This is a genomic window from Actinomycetospora sp. NBRC 106378 (assembly GCF_030269685.1).
In the GTDB taxonomy this organism is placed as follows: Bacteria; Actinomycetota; Actinomycetes; order Mycobacteriales; family Pseudonocardiaceae; genus Actinomycetospora.
In genome coordinates this window covers 488645-505038 of sequence record NZ_BSTT01000003.1, presented here as the reverse complement: position 1 = coordinate 505038, position 16394 = coordinate 488645, and the positions used below count along the sequence as shown (strand labels likewise).

21 protein-coding genes are annotated in these 16394 nt (G+C 74.4%); 19 read left to right on the top strand and 2 right to left on the bottom strand.

The features are described 5' to 3' along the window. Positions 1 to 65: 65 nt before the first annotated feature. The 17 genes from QSK00_RS10840 (at position 66) to QSK00_RS10760 (ending at position 13903) form a co-directional block, all read left to right on the top strand. The gene (locus QSK00_RS10840; protein WP_285590385.1) at positions 66 to 1082 is read left to right on the top strand and encodes a phosphotransferase family protein; all 1017 of its coding nucleotides are present in this window, start codon (positions 66 to 68) and stop codon (positions 1080 to 1082) included. After that, positions 1079 to 1846, top strand: a complete 768-nt coding sequence (locus QSK00_RS10835) for an SDR family NAD(P)-dependent oxidoreductase (protein ID WP_285590384.1) — start codon at positions 1079 to 1081, stop codon at positions 1844 to 1846. Before QSK00_RS10840 ends, QSK00_RS10835 begins: the two co-directional genes overlap by 4 nt. After that, positions 1843 to 3072, top strand: a complete 1230-nt coding sequence (locus tag QSK00_RS10830) for an acyl-CoA dehydrogenase family protein (RefSeq protein ID WP_285590383.1) — start codon at positions 1843 to 1845, stop codon at positions 3070 to 3072. Before QSK00_RS10835 ends, QSK00_RS10830 begins: the two co-directional genes overlap by 4 nt. Continuing rightward, positions 3069 to 3866, top strand: coding sequence for an SDR family NAD(P)-dependent oxidoreductase (locus tag QSK00_RS10825; protein WP_352231119.1), 798 nt, complete (start codon positions 3069 to 3071; stop codon positions 3864 to 3866). The genes QSK00_RS10830 and QSK00_RS10825 overlap by 4 nt, the downstream gene beginning before the upstream one ends. A 26-nt stretch (positions 3867 to 3892) precedes the next feature. Beyond that, positions 3893 to 4300, top strand: coding sequence for a Zn-ribbon domain-containing OB-fold protein (locus QSK00_RS10820; protein WP_285590382.1), 408 nt, complete (start codon positions 3893 to 3895; stop codon positions 4298 to 4300). After that, positions 4297 to 5454: a thiolase family protein gene (locus QSK00_RS10815; RefSeq protein ID WP_285590381.1), complete on the top strand. Its 1158-nt coding sequence runs from the start codon at positions 4297 to 4299 to the stop codon at positions 5452 to 5454. Before QSK00_RS10820 ends, QSK00_RS10815 begins: the two co-directional genes overlap by 4 nt. Beyond that, the gene (locus tag QSK00_RS10810) at positions 5451 to 6758 is read left to right on the top strand and encodes an acyl-CoA dehydrogenase family protein (protein ID WP_285590379.1); all 1308 of its coding nucleotides are present in this window, start codon (positions 5451 to 5453) and stop codon (positions 6756 to 6758) included. Before QSK00_RS10815 ends, QSK00_RS10810 begins: the two co-directional genes overlap by 4 nt. Beyond that, the gene (locus QSK00_RS10805; RefSeq protein WP_285590377.1) at positions 6755 to 7870 is read left to right on the top strand and encodes an acyl-CoA dehydrogenase family protein; all 1116 of its coding nucleotides are present in this window, start codon (positions 6755 to 6757) and stop codon (positions 7868 to 7870) included. The genes QSK00_RS10810 and QSK00_RS10805 overlap by 4 nt, the downstream gene beginning before the upstream one ends. Positions 7871 to 7926: 56 nt before the next feature. Next, positions 7927 to 8562, top strand: a complete 636-nt coding sequence (locus QSK00_RS10800) for a TetR/AcrR family transcriptional regulator (RefSeq protein ID WP_285590375.1) — start codon at positions 7927 to 7929, stop codon at positions 8560 to 8562. Between the two features lie 19 nt (positions 8563 to 8581). Further along, a complete protein-coding gene (locus tag QSK00_RS10795) occupies positions 8582 to 8941 on the top strand; it encodes a nuclear transport factor 2 family protein (protein ID WP_285590373.1) in 360 nt (119 codons plus the stop codon). Continuing rightward, a complete protein-coding gene (locus tag QSK00_RS10790; RefSeq protein WP_285590371.1) occupies positions 8934 to 9635 on the top strand; it encodes a nitroreductase family protein in 702 nt (233 codons plus the stop codon). The genes QSK00_RS10795 and QSK00_RS10790 overlap by 8 nt, the downstream gene beginning before the upstream one ends. Before the next feature lie 68 nt (positions 9636 to 9703). Continuing rightward, the gene (locus QSK00_RS10785) at positions 9704 to 10096 is read left to right on the top strand and encodes a nuclear transport factor 2 family protein (protein ID WP_285590370.1); all 393 of its coding nucleotides are present in this window, start codon (positions 9704 to 9706) and stop codon (positions 10094 to 10096) included. Between the two features lie 25 nt (positions 10097 to 10121). Continuing rightward, on the top strand, positions 10122 to 10448 hold the full coding sequence (locus QSK00_RS10780) for an EthD family reductase (RefSeq protein WP_285590369.1): 327 nt from the start codon (positions 10122 to 10124) through the stop codon (positions 10446 to 10448). Continuing rightward, positions 10445 to 11923, top strand: a complete 1479-nt coding sequence (locus QSK00_RS10775; RefSeq protein ID WP_285590367.1) for a class I adenylate-forming enzyme family protein — start codon at positions 10445 to 10447, stop codon at positions 11921 to 11923. The genes QSK00_RS10780 and QSK00_RS10775 overlap by 4 nt, the downstream gene beginning before the upstream one ends. 5 nt (positions 11924 to 11928) lie before the next feature. Then, positions 11929 to 12684, top strand: coding sequence for an SDR family NAD(P)-dependent oxidoreductase (locus QSK00_RS10770; RefSeq protein ID WP_285590365.1), 756 nt, complete (start codon positions 11929 to 11931; stop codon positions 12682 to 12684). Positions 12685 to 12749: 65 nt separating this feature from the next. After that, positions 12750 to 13121 (top strand): VOC family protein, encoded by a 372-nt coding sequence (locus tag QSK00_RS10765; protein ID WP_285590363.1) that lies wholly within the window; start codon positions 12750 to 12752, stop codon positions 13119 to 13121. A gap of 44 nt (positions 13122 to 13165) precedes the next feature. Further along, positions 13166 to 13903 carry an SDR family oxidoreductase gene (locus QSK00_RS10760; RefSeq protein ID WP_285590361.1) on the top strand — a complete coding sequence of 246 codons (738 nt, stop codon included), beginning with the start codon at positions 13166 to 13168 and terminating at the stop codon, positions 13901 to 13903. 3 nt (positions 13904 to 13906) lie between these two features. On the opposite strand, the gene QSK00_RS10755 is transcribed toward QSK00_RS10760, so the two are convergent. Then, positions 13907 to 14749: a helix-turn-helix transcriptional regulator gene (locus tag QSK00_RS10755; RefSeq protein ID WP_285590359.1), complete on the bottom strand. Its 843-nt coding sequence runs from the start codon at positions 14747 to 14749 to the stop codon at positions 13907 to 13909. On the opposite strand from QSK00_RS10755, the gene QSK00_RS10750 reads away from it, so the two are divergent. Then, the gene (locus tag QSK00_RS10750; RefSeq protein WP_352231118.1) at positions 14748 to 15290 is read left to right on the top strand and encodes a GatB/YqeY domain-containing protein; all 543 of its coding nucleotides are present in this window, start codon (positions 14748 to 14750) and stop codon (positions 15288 to 15290) included. The genes QSK00_RS10755 and QSK00_RS10750 overlap by 2 nt on opposite strands. Before the next feature lie 14 nt (positions 15291 to 15304). Here the strand turns inward: QSK00_RS10750 and QSK00_RS10745 are convergent, their stop codons facing one another. Beyond that, positions 15305 to 16054, bottom strand: a complete 750-nt coding sequence (locus tag QSK00_RS10745) for a sulfite exporter TauE/SafE family protein (protein WP_285590357.1) — start codon at positions 16052 to 16054, stop codon at positions 15305 to 15307. Between the two features lie 29 nt (positions 16055 to 16083). Here QSK00_RS10745 and QSK00_RS10740 point away from each other — a divergent pair, with 29 nt between their 5' ends. Beyond that, positions 16084 to 16296, top strand: a complete 213-nt coding sequence (locus tag QSK00_RS10740) for an RNA-binding S4 domain-containing protein (protein WP_502872035.1) — start codon at positions 16084 to 16086, stop codon at positions 16294 to 16296. Positions 16297 to 16394: the final 98 nt, after the last annotated feature.

Sequence of the window (16394 nt, the reverse complement as noted above, 5' to 3'; positions counted from 1 at the left end):
GGCGGCCCGCTCGGGCTGCCGGCGGGGCCGCCCGGGCCGACGACGATCCGGTGGGAAGGAACCCGATGACGCAGGAGACGGTGCCGGTGCGCACCGACGACGCGGACCCCGCCCTCGCGGGTCGCGTCCGCACGGCGCTCGACGCCCCGGACGCCGGGCCGTTGACCGTCCTCGAGGGTGGCCGGTCGGGGCTCACCTACGTCCTGCACGACGGCGGGTCGGGGCACGTGGTGAAGGCCGTCCCGCCCGGGCGGCCGGCGAGGGGCCGCCACGACGTCCTCCGCCAGTCGCACGTGCTCTCGGCGCTCGCCGGCCGTGGGCTGCCGATCCCGGCGGTGACGGCCCGGGACGAGGTCGCGCCGGCCTGGTTCGCCATGGAGCTGGCGGCGGGGGAGGCGGTCGAGCCGGTGCTCGACGTGGCGACCGCTCTCGCTCCCGACCTCGCCCGGGAGCGGATGACCCGCGCCGCCCGGGTGCTCGGTGCCCTGCACGCGGTGCCCCTGGACGCCCTCGCCGAGGGGGTGCGGACGGCGGGTGGGGCGCTGCCCGACCCGGCGACGCCGGGCGACGAACTCCTCCGCTGGGAGGAGACGATGCACGCCGTGCCGCTCGAGCTGCGGCCCGGCTCCGAGGAGCTCCTCACGGCCCTGCACGCGGACGTCCCGGACCCCGCGGCGCCCGTGCTGGTGCACGGCGACTTCCGCCTCGGCAACCTGCTCTGCGCCGGGGTCGAGCCCACCGCCCTCGTCGACTGGGAGATCTGGGGCGTGGGCGACCCGCGGGTCGACCTCGGCTGGTTCGGGGTCTTCACCGACGGCACGCTCTTCCCCGGCGTGGGTCGGGTGGTCCCGGGGCTGCCGTCCGAGGACGAGCTGGGCGAGCTCTACCGCGCCGCGGGCGGGACGCAGCCGCAGACGCCGTGGTTCCGGGCGCTGGCCCGCATGAAGATGGCGGCGATCATGGGGCACAACCTGCGGCGTCACCGTGAGGGCCGCCACCACGACCCGGTGCAGGAGCAGCTCCCGCCGACCATCGCGGCCCTCATCGAGTCCGCGCGGGGGCTGCTGGACGGCGCGTCATGACCGTGAACTCGCCCGCCGAGCTCTTCGACCTCACCGGGCGCACCGCCGTCGTCACCGGCGCCTCGTCGGGCCTCGGCGCCCGCTTCGCCGCCGTGCTGGCCGCGGCCGGCGCGACGGTGTGGACCACCGCCCGCCGCAAGGACCGGCTGCACGAGCTCGCCGCCGACCAGCCGTTGTTCCGCCCCGTCGCCGCCGACCTCGGCACCGAGGACGGCCGCCGGACGGTGATCGACACCGTCCGGGCGGGCTCGGGCACCATCGACCTGCTGGTCAACAACGCCGGGGTGGACAGCGGCGCGAAGCCCGCCGACGAGACCTCCGAGCGCTTCGCCGAGGTCCTCGGCACCAACCTCGTGGGTCCGTTCCACCTGGCCCGGATGGCCGCCGAGGTGCCCGGACCGCAGGGCCTGGCGGTGGTCAACGTCAGCTCGATCCTCGGGCTGGTGTCGGCCGCGCCGATGGGCGGGGCGAGCTACGCCGCGTCCAAGGCCGGACTGCTCGGGCTGACCCGCGAGCTGGCCGGTCACTGGGGCCGCCGCGGGGTCCGGGTCAACGCCCTGGCCCCCGGCTGGTTCCGCACCGAGATGAACGACGAGCTGTTCGCCGACGAGCGCTCCGTGCGCTGGATCGGCCGCAACACGATGCTCGGCCGCGCCGGGGAGCCCGCGGAGCTCGACACCGCGCTGCTCTTCCTGTGCTCGCCGGCCAGCAGCTACCTCACCGGACAGATCCTCACCGTCGACGGAGGGTGGACGGCACGATGACCACCGTCAGCGAGACCGAGCTCGACGAGTTCACCGAGCGGGCCCGGGAGTGGCTCGCGGACACCGTGCCGCCCCGCGGCGACGACGACCGGCGCTCGGTCGCGGTGTTCCACGACCTGCCCTTCGAGGAGGAGCGGGCGCTGATCGACCGCATCCGCGGGTGGCTGCGTACGCGCTTCGACGCCGGGTACGGCGCGCTCTCCTGGCCCACCGAGCACCACGGCGCCGGCCTCTCCGGCCTGCACGAGGAGGCGTTCGCGGAGGTCGAGCGCGAGTTCTCGACGCCGGGTCAGCACGAGCTGACCTCGGTGTCCACGGCCCTCGTCGCCCCCACGGTGCAGATGTTCGGCACCCCGGCGCAGACCGAGGAGCTGGTCCGCCCGCTCCTGCGCGGCGACGTCACCGCCTGCCAGTTGTTCTCCGAGCCCGCCGCCGGGTCCGACCTCGCCGGGCTCGCCACGAAGGCCGTCCGCGACGGCGACGGCTGGGTGGTCACCGGGCAGAAGGTCTGGAGCTCGGGCGCCCAGTTCGCCGACTGGGGCGAGCTGATCTGCCGCACCGACCCCGACGTGCCGAAGCACAAGGGCCTGACGGCCTTCCTGCTCAAGATGGACACCCCCGGCGTCGACGTCCGGCCGCTGCGCCAGATGTCGGGCGGTACGTCGTTCTGCGAGGTGTTCCTCGACGAGGTGCGGATCCCGGACTCGTGGCGGCTCGGCGAGGTCGGCGGCGGCTGGGGCGTCACGCTCGCGACGCTGGGCTTCGAGCGGGGCCACTCCGGGGCCAACGCCGACCTGGGCGGCGGGTTCGACCAGCTGCTCGACGACGCACGACGGCTGGGCCGGCTCGCCGATCCCGAGGTCCGCCGGCTGCTCGCGGCCGTGTACGCGGCGGAGAAGGTCGCCGCGGTGTCCGCACAGCGCGACCGGGAGGCCCGCCTGGCCGGCGAGGAGAACGGCGCGATCGGGTCGCTGCGCAAGCTGGCCTGGACCGAGCGCCTGTCGCTGGTCTCGCAGGCCGCGGCGGCCGTCCTCGGGTCGAGGCTGATCGCCGACGCCGGGGACGGCAGCTACCGCTGGACCGAGCACGTGCTGGGCGCCCCGGGCTACCGGATCGCCGGCGGGTCGGACGAGGTCCAGCGCACGATCATCGCGGAGCGCCTGCTGGGGCTGCCGCCGGAACCCCGCGCCGACCGCGGGGTGGCCTGGAAGGACATCCCCAAGTGACGACATCAGTGGTCGACGCCGTCGCGGCCGCCCGCCCCGACCCGCAGCCGATGGCCGGGCGCACCGCCCTGGTCACCGGCGGCTCCCGCGGCCTGGGCCGGGAGATCGCGATCGCGCTCGCCGCCGCCGGCGCCGACGTCGCGGTCGCGTCGCGCAAGAAGGACGCCTGCGTCGCGCTCGCCACCGAGCTCTCCGCCGCGACCGGGCGCCGCGTCACCGCGCACGCCGCGCACATGGGCCAGTGGGACCAGGTGGACACGCTGCTCGACGAGGTCGAGCAGGAGCTCGGCCCGGTCGACGTCCTCGTCAACAACGCCGGGATCGCGCCGACCTACCCCTCGCTGGAGAAGGTCTCCGAGGAGCTGTTCGACAAGGTCTTCGCCGTGAACGTGAAGGGCCCGTTCCGGCTCACCGCGCTCGCCGGGGCCCGGATGGCCCAGCGGGGCGGCGGGGTCGTCCTCAACATCTCCTCGATGGGGTCGGGTCGCCCCACGGCGGGCGACCTGCCCTACACCGCCGCCAAGTCGGCGCTCAACACGCTGACCGCGGGGTTCGCCCAGGAGTACGGGCCGACGGTCCGGGTCAACACGATCCTCGCCGGCCCCTTCGCCACCGACATCAGCCGGTCGTGGGACCCGGCCGTCGTGGCACGGATGGCGCAGGACTGGCCGTCGGAGCGCGTGGGGGAGCCCGCCGAGATCGTCGGGGCGGCGCTGTACCTGTGCGGGCCCGGCGCGAGCTACACCACCGGCGCGCTGCTGGCCGTCGACGGCGGACGGCTGGCCGCGCCGTGACCGCGCCAGGAGCAGACATCAGGTTCGTGGATCCCTCGCTGCTCACCGACACCGCCGAGGGCCCCGCGCTGCTCGGCAGCCGGTGCTCCGACTGCGGTGCCCACACCTTCCCCCGCCAGGGCGGCTGCCCCCGCTGCACCGGCGCGGACATGCAGGACGTCCCGCTCGCGCGGACCGGCACGCTCTGGTCGTTCACCACGCAGGGCTTCCGCCCCAAGCCGCCCTACACCGGCACCGAGGCCCACGAGCCCTACGCCGTCGGCTACGTGGAGCTCCCCGGGCAGCTGCTCGTGGAGTCCCGCCTGACCGAGGCCGACCCGGACCGCCTGGAGATCGGCATGCCGGTCGAGCTGGCCCTGGTGCCCTTCAGAGATGTTCCTGACGACGCCGACGGCCCGGTCCACACCTTCGCGTTCGTGAGGAGCACACCGTGAGCGGGGTCGCGATCGTCGGGATCGGGATGCACCGGTTCGGCCGTACCGAGGGCGTATCCGGCCGCGCCCAGGCCGTGCACGCCGCGCGGAGGGCCCTGGACGACGCCGGCCTCCGGTTCTCGGACATGCAGTTCGGCTTCGGCGGCTCGCACTCCGCCGGGGACGCGGACACCCTCGTCTCCGAGCTCGGGCTCACCGGGCTGCCGTTCATCAACGTCGCGAACGGGTGCGCGACCGGGGGGTCCGCCCTCATCGCCGCGGACGCCGCGATCCGCTCCGGGACGCACGACCTCGGCATCGTCATCGGGTTCGACAAGCACCCGCGCGGCGCGTTCGACACCGACCCCGCCGACCACGGGATCGGGTCCTGGTACGGCGAGACCGGGATGATGGTGACGACGCAGTTCTTCGGGATGAAGATCCAGCGCTACCTGCACGACCACGGCATCAAGCCCGACGTGCTGGCCGAGGTCTCCGCCAAGGCCTTCCGCAACGGCGCCCGCAACCCCATGGCGTGGCGCCGGAAGGAGATGGCGGCCGCGGAGATCGCCGCGGCGCCGATGATCTCGCACCCCCTGACGCAGTACATGTACTGCTCGCCGGCCGAGGGGGCGGTCGCGCTGGTGCTCTGCCGCGCCGAGGACGCCCACCACTACACCGACCGGCCCGTGTACCTGGCGGCCGCGACCTTCCGCAGCCGCCGCTACGGATCGTTCGAGGTCTTCTCGCCGTGGCTCGCCCTCGACCGCGCCGACTCGCCGACCGTCGAGGCCTCCGCGGCGGCGTTCGCGGCCGCGGGGATCGCACCGTCGGCGGTGGACGTCGCCCAGATCCAGGACACCGAGTCCGGCGCCGAGCTCATGCACATGGCCGAGACCGGCCTGTGCGCCCACGGCGAGCAGGAGGAGCTGATCCTCTCCGGCGCCACCGCCATCGAGGGTCGCCTGCCGATCAACACCGACGGCGGCTGCCTGGCCAACGGCGAGCCGATCGGCGCCTCGGGCCTGCGCCAGGTCCACGAGAACGTGCTCCAGCTGCGCGGCGACGCCGGCGAGCACCAGGTCCCGGGCAACCCGCAGGTCGGGTTCACCCACGTCTACGGCGCGCCGGGCATCTCCGCCTGCACCGTGCTCACCCGCGAGGAGCCGTCATGAGTTGGGGATTCGAGTCCGAGCCCGAGGTGGCCGCGGAGCTCGAGTGGGTCGAGGAGTTCGTCCGCGACGAGATCGAGCCCGTCGACCTCGTCGTCGAGCACGCCTGGAACCCGCGGGACCCGGTGCGCAACGCGCTCATCAAGCCGCTGCAGGAGCAGGTCAAGGAACGCCGGCTCTGGGCCTGCCACCTCGGCCCGGAACTCGGCGGCGAGGGCTACGGCCAGCTGCGCCTCGCGCTGCTCAACGAGAAGCTGGGCCGGACCCACTCCGGGCCGGTGGTGTTCGGGTGCCAGGCGCCGGACTCCGGCAACGCCGAGATCCTCGCCCACTACGGCACCGACTTCCTCAAGAAGACCTACCTGGAGCCGCTCATCGCGGGTGACATCGTCTCCAGCTTCTCGATGACCGAGCCGCACGGCGGGTCCGACCCGACCGGCTTCCGCACCACCGCCGTCCTCGACGGCGACGAGTGGGTGATCAACGGCGAGAAGTGGTTCTCCAGCCACGCGCTGTTCGCGGAGTTCCTCATCGTCATGGCCGTCACCGAGCCGGACGCCGAACCCCACCGCTCGATGTCCATGTTCGTCGTCCCGGCCGACACCCCCGGGGTCGAGCGGGTGCGGGACACGTCGGTCTGGGGGCACGAGGAGCCGGTCGGCACCCACCAGTACCTGCGCTACACCGACGTCCGGATCCCGGCCGAGAACATCCTCGGCGAGCGCGGGGAGGGCTTCGCCGTCGCCCAGACCCGCCTCGGCGGGGGCCGCATCCACCACGCGATGCGCACGGTCGGACTCGTCACCGCCGCCTTCGAGATGATGAAGCGGCGGGCGGTGTCGCGGACCAGCAAGGGACGCCGGCTCGCCGACCAGCAGCTGGTCCAGGCGATGATCGCCGACACCTGGATCGAGCTCACCCAGTTCCGTCTGCTCGTGCTGCAGACCGCGTGGCGCATCGACCGCTACCAGGACTACCGCAAGGTCCGCGCCGACATCGCGGCGGTCAAGGCGGCGATGCCGAAGGTGCTCGCCGACGCGGCCGGACGGGCCATCCAGATCCACGGCTCGCTGGGGATCTCGAAGGAGCTGCCGTTCGGCAAGTGGGTCCTGGAGTCGTACCACATGGGGCTCGCCGACGGCGCCACCGAGGTCCACAAGGTCAACCTCGCCCAGGCCCTGCTGCGCAGCACCGAGCCCGACGACGGGCTCTTCCCGCCCTACATCCTGCCCACCCGCCGCGCCGAGTCCCGGGAGCGCTACGCCGAGGTCCTGGCGGCGGCGGCCGACGACGGGGAGACCCCGTGAGCCTGCGCATCACGCCCGACGCCGACGCCGAGGACCTGCGCGCCGTCGTCCGCGACCTCCTGGAGCGCCGGGGCGAGCCGTCCCGCGATGCCGAGCCGACGTGGGACCCCGACCTCTGGCGGCGCTTCGCCGGCGAGCTCGGGGTCGCCGCCCTCGACGTACCGGAGGACTTCGGGGGTGCCGGCGCGAGCTTCCGCGAGGTCGCCGTGGTCGCGGAGGAACTCGGCCGCCGACCGGTCCGGCTGCCCTGGTTCTCCACCGCCGTGCTCGCCGTCGGGGCCCTGCTGGAACTCTCGGGCACCGAGGACCTGCGCCGCGAGCTGCTGACGTCCCTCGCGAGCGGCGAGCGGACCGGGACCTTCGCGTTCCGCGAGGACCACGGCGAGTGGGACCCCGACCACCTCGGTACCCGGGCGGAGGGCGACGACGACGGCGGGTGGCGGCTCTCCGGCACGAAGCTGCAGGTCGTGGAGGGGGCGACGGCGGACCTCCTGTTCGTGGTCGCGGCGGTCGAGGGCGAACCGGCCGTGTTCGTGGTGGACGGCGCGGCCGAGGGGCTGGTCCGCTCGCCGCTGCGCGCCCTGGACCCGAACCGGCAGCTGGCCGACGTCCTGCTCGACCGCGTCCCGGCCCGCCGCGTCGGCCACCCGGGCGACGCCCGCGAGGCCGTCGAGGGCGTCCTGCGCCGGGGTCGGGCCGCGCTCGGCTGCGAGCAGGCCGGCGGCGCGGCGGCGGCCATGGAGCTGTCCGTCGCCTACGCCGCGGACCGGGTCCAGTTCGGCCGTCCGATCGCGACGTTCCAGGCGATCAAGCACCGGTGCGCCGACATGGCCGTCCGGGTCGAGGCCGCCCGGTCCGCGTCCTGGTGGGCGGCGGCGGCCCTCGCCGAGAGGTCGCCGGAGGCGCCCGCCGCCGTCGCGACGGCGGCGCTGGTGTGCGGCGAGGCGTACGCCTGGGTGGCGGCCGAGACCGTCCAGGTCCACGGCGGGACCGGGTTCACCTGGGAACACGTCGCCCACCTCCACGTCCGGCGCGCGGCCACCGACGCGGCGCTGCTCGGCGCCCGGCACTCCGAGGCGCTGCTCGGGGCGATCGGGCTGCCGAGCACATGAACCCGGTTCAGGCGCTGACTAGGGTGGAGGCGACCCGTCTGCCGAAAGGGCCGCCCATGAGCATCGCCGCACTCACCGAGACCGACGACGGCCCCCGGTCCAAGCGGCCCGCGATCCTGGCCGCCGCGGTCGAGTGCTTCGGAGAGGCCGGGTACGAGGGCACGAAGTGGTCGGCGGTGGCGGACCGGGTCGGGATCGGCCAGACCGCGCTCTACCACTACTTCGAGTCCAAGGCCCACTGCCTGCTCACCGTCATGCGCCTGGGTCTGCGCAACTCCGACGCGGCGTTCCGCGCGGCCACGGCCGACGCGCCGACCGCTCTCGAGGGCCTGCGTGCCGCCGTCGCGGCGGCCTACGCGCTGTCGCCGCAGGAGGTCCAGCAGAACCGGATCCTCGTCGCCAACATCGGTCTGCTCGCCGCGTCCCGCTCCTCCGAGCGGGAGGAGACCGAGCGGCTCGCGTCGCGGGACCTCGTCGCCCGCGTCGAGCGCAACTGGGTCGAGCTGCTCGAACGCGGCATCGCCGAGGGGGAGTTCCCGGACCGGGACCCCGTGGTCATGGCCCGCACCCTGCTGGGACTGATCACCGGCGTGTGGCGCTGGTACCGGCCCGGCGGGGCCATGGACCTGGACGACATCGCGCACTTCATGGAGGGCTGCGCGGCCCGCATGGTCGCCGCCGAGGCACTGTGACCGTAGAGGAGGACGGCAGATGATCATCGAGGAGTACTACGGGCGGCTCGACGGGACGGACCCGCTCAGCGGGCTCGACCTGGTCGCCCCCGACGTCGAGTTCCTCATCGCGATCCCCGGGCAGGACGTGCGGGGCTCCGGCCGCGCCGACCTGGAGGCCTACGTGGCCGGACGTCCCGCGGTGGGTCGCCGCCACCACGTCCACCGGCGCGCCGTCGACGGTGACCTCGAGATGGTGCACGGCATCGTCACCGAGGCCGATGGCCGCGGCACCGGCTCCTTCACCGCGACGGCGCTCGTCACCGACGGGCTGGTCTCGCGCTACCAGGCCTTCTTCCGACCCGACTTCGGCATGTTCACGCTGCCCGAGGGTGGCTGAGGTGGACGCCGACGAGGTCCTCACCACCACGCGGGCGGTCCGCCGCCGGCTCGACCCCTCCCGCCCCGTCCCGCTCGAGCTGATCCGGGACTGCATCGACGTGGCGCTGCAGGCCCCGGCGGGCTCCAACCTCCCGCGGACCCGCTTCGTCGTCGTCCGCGATCCCGTGCTGCGGAAGGGCCTCGCCGACCTCTACAGCGAGGTCTACGAGGGCACCTACCGCGAGTCCGAGGGCTACATCGGGCGGGTGGCGACCGACGACGCCGGGGCCGCCCGCACCCAGGAGCGCTCCGCACGGTCCGCGGACGCGCTGGCGGACGCCCTCCACGAGGTCGACACGATCGTCATCACCTGCCTGGAGGGCGCCCGCCTCGACGGCGCCTCGGCGATGGCGAGCGCGTCCCTGCTGGGCGGCGTGCTGCCGGCGACGTGGAGCTTCATGCTCGCCGCCCGGGCCCGCGGCCTCGGCACCTGCTGGACCACGATGCACATGGCCCGCGAACGCGACGCCGCCGAGCTGCTGGGCATCCCCTTCGACCGGGTGCAGCAGGTGTGCCTGACCCCGGTGGCCTTCACGACGGGGGAGAAGTTCGGCCGCGCCCGCCGACCGGCCGTCGACGACGTCCTGCACGTCGACGGGTGGGACGACTCGCTGCCCTCCGCCCCGGACGTCCGGGGTCTCGCGGCCCGCTGACCCTTGCCGCCGACCGTCGGGCTGCCTAGTCTCGAGTTACCCGAACTGAACTCATATCAGGAGTTGTGGTGATCGACGCCGATCCGGCCGCGCCTGCGGCCCCCTTCCTGCGCCGCTGGTTCGCCAGCCTCGACGGGGACACCCCGGACGACATCCTCGACATGATCGCGCCGGACTTCCGGTTCTCGATCGTCTTCGGCACCGGAGGCGGGGAGGCGCGGGACTTCGCGGGCGGCCGCGCGGCGATGGAGGGCTACCTCGCCCAGCGCGAGAAGAGCGTGCTGACCCACCACGTCCTGAGTGCCTCCACCGTCGCCTCCGACGAGCTGGTGTTCGGCCAGGCCCGCCGCGGGGACGCCTTCGAGTCCACGTTCGTGGCGGCCGCCCGGCTCGACGCCGACGGCCGCGTCACCGACCTGATGATCGGGCGCTCTCCCGAGCTCGACGTCGAAGCCCGCTGACCCCCGCCGTCGAGAAGGAGGAACCGTGTTCAACCTCGTCCTGCTGGCCGCCCGCCCGCCCGAGTGGACCCACGAGCAGTTCATCGACTGGTGGCGCGGCGAGCACGCGGAGATGACCTACCCGCTGCCCGGGCTGCGGGCCTGGCGGCACACCGCGGTCACGAGTGCGCTCGAACCCCGCTCCGAGGGCTGGGACGGTGTCTCCGTGCTCAGCTTCGACGACGAGGCCGCCGCCCGTGCCGCCCTGGCCAGCGAGGAGTGGGCGGCCGCCGTGCGCCACGTCGGCGCCATGAAGGGCAAGCGGATCGCGCTGCTGGGCGACGAGGTCGAGCTGGTCGGGGCCGACCGGTGAGACAGCTCCACGCCGACCTGGAGCGGCGCGCCGCGCTCGCGCCCGACGACGTCGTCGCGATCGACGCCGAGGGCGAGCACCGGCTCGCGGACGTCCTCGACCGGGCGGCGGTCCTCGCCGCGGAGCTCGAGACCCGGACCGGCCCCGGGCCGACCGTGATGGTGCAGGCCGACAACTCGTGGCGGACCCTCGTCGCGGCAGTCGCCGTCGGACGTCTCGACGGGACCCTGGCGCTGCTCAGCCGGCACACCACGCGGGAGGAGTTCGTCGGGGCGTGCGAGGACGTCGACCCCGACGCCGTCGTCCTCTCGTCCGAGGTGGCCGCGACGATCGCACCGGGTCCGCGGGACGCGGAGGTCCTCGACGGCTGGGACCTGACGGCCCGCCGGGCGCGCGGAGACGGTCGCTGGGGCGGCGGGGCCGTGATCGGCCTGACGTCGGGGTCCACGGGCCGCGCGAAGGGCGTCGTCCAGTCGGAGGACGCGTTGCGCTACGCCGGGCGGGCCACGATCGAGGCCGTCGGACTGCGTCCGGGCGACACCGTCGCGGCGCTCGTCCCGCTCTCGTCGGCCGCGGCGATCTGCTTCGGGCTCTACCTGCCCCTGCTGCTCGGCGGCCGGGTCCTCCTGCTGGACCGCTGGGACCCTGCGGTCGCGGTCGACCTCATGGCCGAGCACGACGCGCGCTGGACCATGTGCGTGCCGACCATGGCGCTGCAGATGGGGACCGCGGCCCGTCGTGGCGGTGAGCTGTCCGCGATGACGGCGATGACCGTCGGCGGCGGGCCGATGGACGCCGGCGCGCTCGGCCGCGCCGAGGAGCGGCTCGACACCCGGTTCCTGCGGGTGTTCGGGATGTCGGAGTGCCTCGGCCACACCACCTCGCGGCCCGACGACGATCCGGTGACCCGGCTCGGGACCGACGGCACCCCGTTCCCCGGGACCGAGCTGCGCGCCGTCGACGAGACGGGCACGCCGCTGTCCGCCGGGGAGACCGGCCGGGCCCAGGTCCGCGGGCCGTCCCTGTTCGTCGGGTACGCCCGGGCGGGCGAGGTCGTGCCGCCCGCGCTGACCGAGGACGGCTTCCTGCCCACCGGCGACCTCGTCGCCGTCGCGGCCGACGGGACGGTGTCGATCCGGGGACGCGAGAAGGACATCATCATCCGCGGCGGCCGCAACATCGACGTGACCGAGGTCGAGTCGGCGGTGGCCCGCCACCCGCACGTCGACCAGGTCTGCGTGGTCCCGGTGCCCGACGACGTCCTGGGGGAGCGGATCGCCGTCCTGGTCGTGACCGGCCGGGACGACCTGGAGCTCCCCGAGATCCAGCGTCACCTCGCCGACCTCGGCCTCATGAAGGGCAAGTGGCCGGAGTACGTGTTCCGGGTCGAGGGCCTCCCGACGAACCGGGTCGGCAAGCTCTCCCGGGTCGACGCCGCGAAGCTCGCCGACCAGCTGCGCGCGGTCCGGGCCTGACGGACGTGGGCCGCCTCGCCGAGCAGGTGGCGGTCGTGACGGGCGCGGCCTCCGGGCTGGGCCTGGCGGCGGCCCGTCGGCTGGCGGACGAGGGGGCGGTGGTCCAGCTCCTGGACCGCGACGCGGACGCGGTGCGGGAGGCCGCGGCGGCGCTGCCGGGCTGCACCGCCCACGAGGTCGACGTCACCGACGCCCGCGCCGTCAGCGCGACCTTCGACCGCATCGTCGCGACCCGCGGGAGGGTCGACGCCCTGGTGAACAACGCCGGGGTGGTCGGCGCGCAGGTGCCGATCCACCTGACCCCGGACGCGACGTGGACGTCGGTCATGCGGGTCAACGCCGACGGCGCCTTCTTCGTCCTGCGGGCGGCACTCGGGGCCATGGTCGCGGCCGGGCGCGGGGCCGTGGTGAACATGTCGTCGTCCTCCGGGCTGTCGGGCAAGCCGAACCTCGCGCCCTACGGCTTCTCCAAGGCCGGCATCGTCGGGCTGACCCGGACGGCGGCCGTCGAGTACGCCGCCCACGGCATCCGGGTCAACGCCGTGGCCCCGAGTGCGGTCCGCACGCCGTTGGTGGAGGCCCACATCCGGGCGGCGCCCGACCCGGCGGCCATGGAGCGGCTGATGGAGTCCCAGTCGCCCCTGCCCGGCATGGGGACGCCCGAGGACGTCGCCGCCGTGATCGCGTTCCTGCTCTCCGACGACGCCGCCCGGATCACCGGGCTGACCGTGCCCGTCGACGGCGGGTACCACGCCACCTGACGGCTGGGGAGTCGGGCGGATCCGTCCAAGCCGCACCGGTCCGGCGTCGGGAAGGCTGTCGTCCCATGACGAGCCCCGTACGTCGGATCATCGCGGACGTCGCGATGGCCGACCCCACCGCCGACCGCGCCTTCTGGACCGAGCTGCTCGGCCTGGACACCCCGATGGACCAGGGCTGGGTGGTGAACCACAGCGCGACCGGGATCGCCCAGATCCCGCAGGTCCAGCTGCTCACCCACGACGCGAGCGCGCCGGTCGACCCGGTGCTCTCGGTCGCGGTGGAGCCGGCCGAGCACGAGACGATCTACCGCCGGATGATCGACGCGGGTCTGGAGATCGTGCACCCGATGACCACCGAGCCCTGGGGCGTGCGGCGATTCTTCGTGCGGACGCCCGGGGGTGTCGTGGTGAACATCCTCGAGCACCACGACGCGTGATTGCATGTCGCGCGGGGCGAGCGGAGCGACGGGGAAGGACACGAGTGCGGACACTGATCACGGGCGCGTCGAGCGGGCTGGGCGAGGGGATGGCGCGGGAGTTCGCCGCGCGGGGCCACGAGCTGGCCCTGGTCGCGCGGCGCACGGAGCGGCTGGAGGCGCTCGCGGCGGAGCTGCGTGCCCGGCCGGGGTCGGCGCAGGTGGTGACCGCGCAGCTCGACGTCACCGACGACGCCGCGGTGGCCCGGGTGTTCCCGGAGGTGGCGGGGGAGCTCGGCGGGCTGGACCGGGTCATCGTCAACGCGGGGATCGGGGAGGGGCGCACGGTCGGGTCCGGGCAGCCGGACGCGAACCTGCGGACCGCCCGCACCAACTTCGTCGCCGCGATCGCTCAGGCCGAGGCCGCGATGGAGCTGTTCCGGGCGCAGGGCTCGGGGCACCTCGTGCTCGTCACCTCGGTGGCGGCCGACCGCGGTCTGCGCGGCGCGCAGACGGTGTACGCCGCCGCCAAGGCCGGTCTGTCGACGTTCGCCGAGGGGCTGCGCTCCGACGTGCACGGCACCGGCATCGTCGTCACCGAGCTCGCGCCCGGCTACATCCGCACCGACCTCAACGAGGGCATGACGATGCCGTTCGGCGTCGACGCGGCGACGGGGGTGCGGGCGATGGTGGAGGCCATCGAGCGCCGGCCCGCCCACGCCTACGCGCCGCGCTGGCCGTGGTCGCTGCTCGGGCCGGCGCTGCGCATCATGCCGATGCCGCTCGTGCGGGCCCTGACCTGACCGTCACTCCACGAGGGCCTGGGTCCCGACGACGACGGCGAGCTCGAGCCGCTCGGCGTCGGGGGTGCCCGGGTCGGCCGTGTAGACCATGATCCGGACGTCGTCGGTGGCGACGACGAGGGTGTCGCAGTCGAGCGTGATCGGCCCGACCGTGGGGTGCTCGATCGTCTTGCGCTTCGACACCTCGGCCATCGGGTCGGGCAGGTCGGCGTCCCACAGCTCGGCGAACCGGGGGCTGGCGGCCGCGAGCCGTTCGACCATCCGCCGCAGCGCGTGGTCCGCGGGATAGCGGCTGGCCGTCATCCGGAGCGTGGCCACGACGGTCTCCTCGAAGACCCGCTCGCCCTCGGCGGTGTAGGCGACCCGCCCGCCCGGGCCGACGAAGTGCCGCCAGAGGGCGTTGCGCTCCAGGCCCTGCCAGGACGTCGTGTCGCCCATCAGCGCGTCGTAGGGCGCGTTGGCGACCAGCAGCGTCAGCGCGGCGTCGAAGACCGCGACGGGCGTGTGCTCGAGGCGGTCGAGCAGCCGCTGGACGCTGCGGGTGATCCGCGACGGCAGGACGTCCCGCCCGGGGGCGGCGTGCCCGGCGAGGGCGAAGAGCAGGTCCCGCTCGGCGTCGGAGAGCCGCAGGGCCCGGGCGAGCGCCTCGACGACCTGCGCGGACGGCGAGGTGGCCCGGCCCTGCTCGAGGCGGGTGAGGTAGTCGGCCGAGATGCCCGCGATCCCGGCGAGCTCCTCGCGGCGCAGCCCGGCCGCGCGTCGCCGCTGTCCCGCGGGCAGGCCCGCCGCCGCGGGCTCGAGCCGGTCGCGCCAGCGGCGCACCGTGCGCCCGAACTCCGAGGTCATGCCGTCAGTCTGGGCCGTCCGGCCGCTCCTGTCGTGGTCCTCGCAGTCCCACCTCCCGATCGGGGTGGACCTCGGCGCCTACCCTGGACGGGTGCTCAAGGAGAAGCTCCGCAGCGATCTGACGACCGCCATGAAGGCTCGCGACCAGGTGCGGGTCGCGACGTTGCGGATGGCGCTGACCGCCGTGACCAACGCCGAGACCGCGGGCACCGAGCACCACGATCTCTCCGACGACGAGGTCATGACCGTCCTCGTGCGCGAGACGAAGAAGCGCCGGGAGTCCGCCGAGGCGTTCGACGGAGCCGGTCGGGCCGAGCTGGCCGACCGGGAGCGCGCCGAGGAGCAGGTGCTCGCCGAGTACCTGCCCCAGCCCCTCACCGACGACGAGCTCACCGCGCTGGTCGCCGCCGCCATCGCCGAGACCGGCGCGGAGGGCCCGAGGCAGATGGGCCAGGTGATGAAGGTGGTGCAGCCGCAGGTCGGCTCGCGCGCCGACGGCAAGCGGGTCTCCTCCGAGGTGAAGCGCCAGCTCTCCTCCTGAGTGCGACAGCGCTCCTAGCCGACCGCCTGCACGAAGAGCACGACGGCGAGGACGAGGCCGGCCACGGCGATCCCGATGCGCAGCACCCGCGGGGGCAGGCGGCGCGCGATCGCCGGGCCGGCGTAGTTCCCCACGAACAGCCCGGCCATCAGGGGGAGCGCCGCGCTCCACACGACGGTGCCGAACACGATGAAGCCGATCGCCGCCACCGCGTTCGAGGCCCCGAGCAGGACGTTCTTGACGGCGTTGACCCGGACGAGGGTGTCCGCCAGCAGGTGCGTGAGCAGGGCGAGCATGAGCACCCCCGCCGCGGCGCCGAAGTAGCCCGAGTAGACGCCGATGAAAACCGCCCCGACCACCGTGGACGCGTTCGGCCGCCCGTCCCGCCGCCCCTCCCCGGGCGGTGCGGCCCGCGGCGGCCGGAGCAGCACCAGCGAGGCGAACGCGACCAGGAACGGCACGATCAGCGCGAACGTGTCCGACGGCGTGACCAGCACCAGCGCGCCGCCCACCACCCCGCCGAGCACCGTCAGCGGGATCAGGCGCACTACCCGGTCGCGCTGCCCCCGCAGTTCCCGCCGGGAGGACGCGATGGAGGCCGAGCTCGAGACAGCCAGCGCGATCGTGTTCGTCTGGTTCGCGACGACGGGTGGCAGGCCCGCGGCGAGCAGGGCGGGGTAGGAGAACAGGGAGGCCAGCCCGGCCATCGACCCCGACAGCCCCGCCGCCACCCCCGCGAGCAGGAGCAGCAGCGTCGTCGGCACGGCTGTGATCAGATCACGGCGTGGCAGACATCCGGCCGGTCGAGGTGACGGGCACCATCCGACTCGGCCAGTTCCTCAAGCTGGCGGGTCTCGTCGAGCACGGGGCCGACGCGAAGGACGTCGTGGCGTCGGGTGAGGTGACGGTCAACGGACGCGCGGAGACGCGGCGCGGGCGACAGCTCGCGGGCGGCGACGTCGTGGCGTGGGGCGCAGATCGGGCCCGCGTGGTGACCCCGGAGTAGCCGGTCTTTTGCGTATGCAACGAAACCCGGAGGCGCCGTCCCGGCGAACCGGGTGGAACGACGACGACCCCCGGGTTCCGCCGAGATGAGCCCTGCCG

What these genes read in the sequence shown, in the direction of transcription:
- QSK00_RS10840 (WP_285590385.1), top strand. Translation starts at nt 66, where the DNA reads ATGACGCAGGAGACGGTGCCGGTGCGCACCGACGACGCGGACCCCGCC.
- QSK00_RS10835 (WP_285590384.1), top strand. Translation starts at nt 1,079, where the DNA reads ATGACCGTGAACTCGCCCGCCGAGCTCTTCGACCTCACCGGGCGCACC.
- QSK00_RS10830 (WP_285590383.1), top strand. Translation starts at nt 1,843, where the DNA reads ATGACCACCGTCAGCGAGACCGAGCTCGACGAGTTCACCGAGCGGGCC.
- QSK00_RS10810 (WP_285590379.1), top strand. Translation starts at nt 5,451, where the DNA reads ATGAGTTGGGGATTCGAGTCCGAGCCCGAGGTGGCCGCGGAGCTCGAG.
- QSK00_RS10800 (WP_285590375.1), top strand. Translation starts at nt 7,927, where the DNA reads ATGAGCATCGCCGCACTCACCGAGACCGACGACGGCCCCCGGTCCAAG.
- QSK00_RS10795 (WP_285590373.1), top strand. Translation starts at nt 8,582, where the DNA reads ATGATCATCGAGGAGTACTACGGGCGGCTCGACGGGACGGACCCGCTC.
- QSK00_RS10765 (WP_285590363.1), top strand. Translation starts at nt 12,750, where the DNA reads ATGACGAGCCCCGTACGTCGGATCATCGCGGACGTCGCGATGGCCGAC.
- QSK00_RS10750 (WP_352231118.1), top strand. Translation starts at nt 14,748, where the DNA reads ATGCCGTCAGTCTGGGCCGTCCGGCCGCTCCTGTCGTGGTCCTCGCAG.
- QSK00_RS10755 (WP_285590359.1), bottom strand. Translation starts at nt 14,749, where the DNA reads ATGACCTCGGAGTTCGGGCGCACGGTGCGCCGCTGGCGCGACCGGCTC.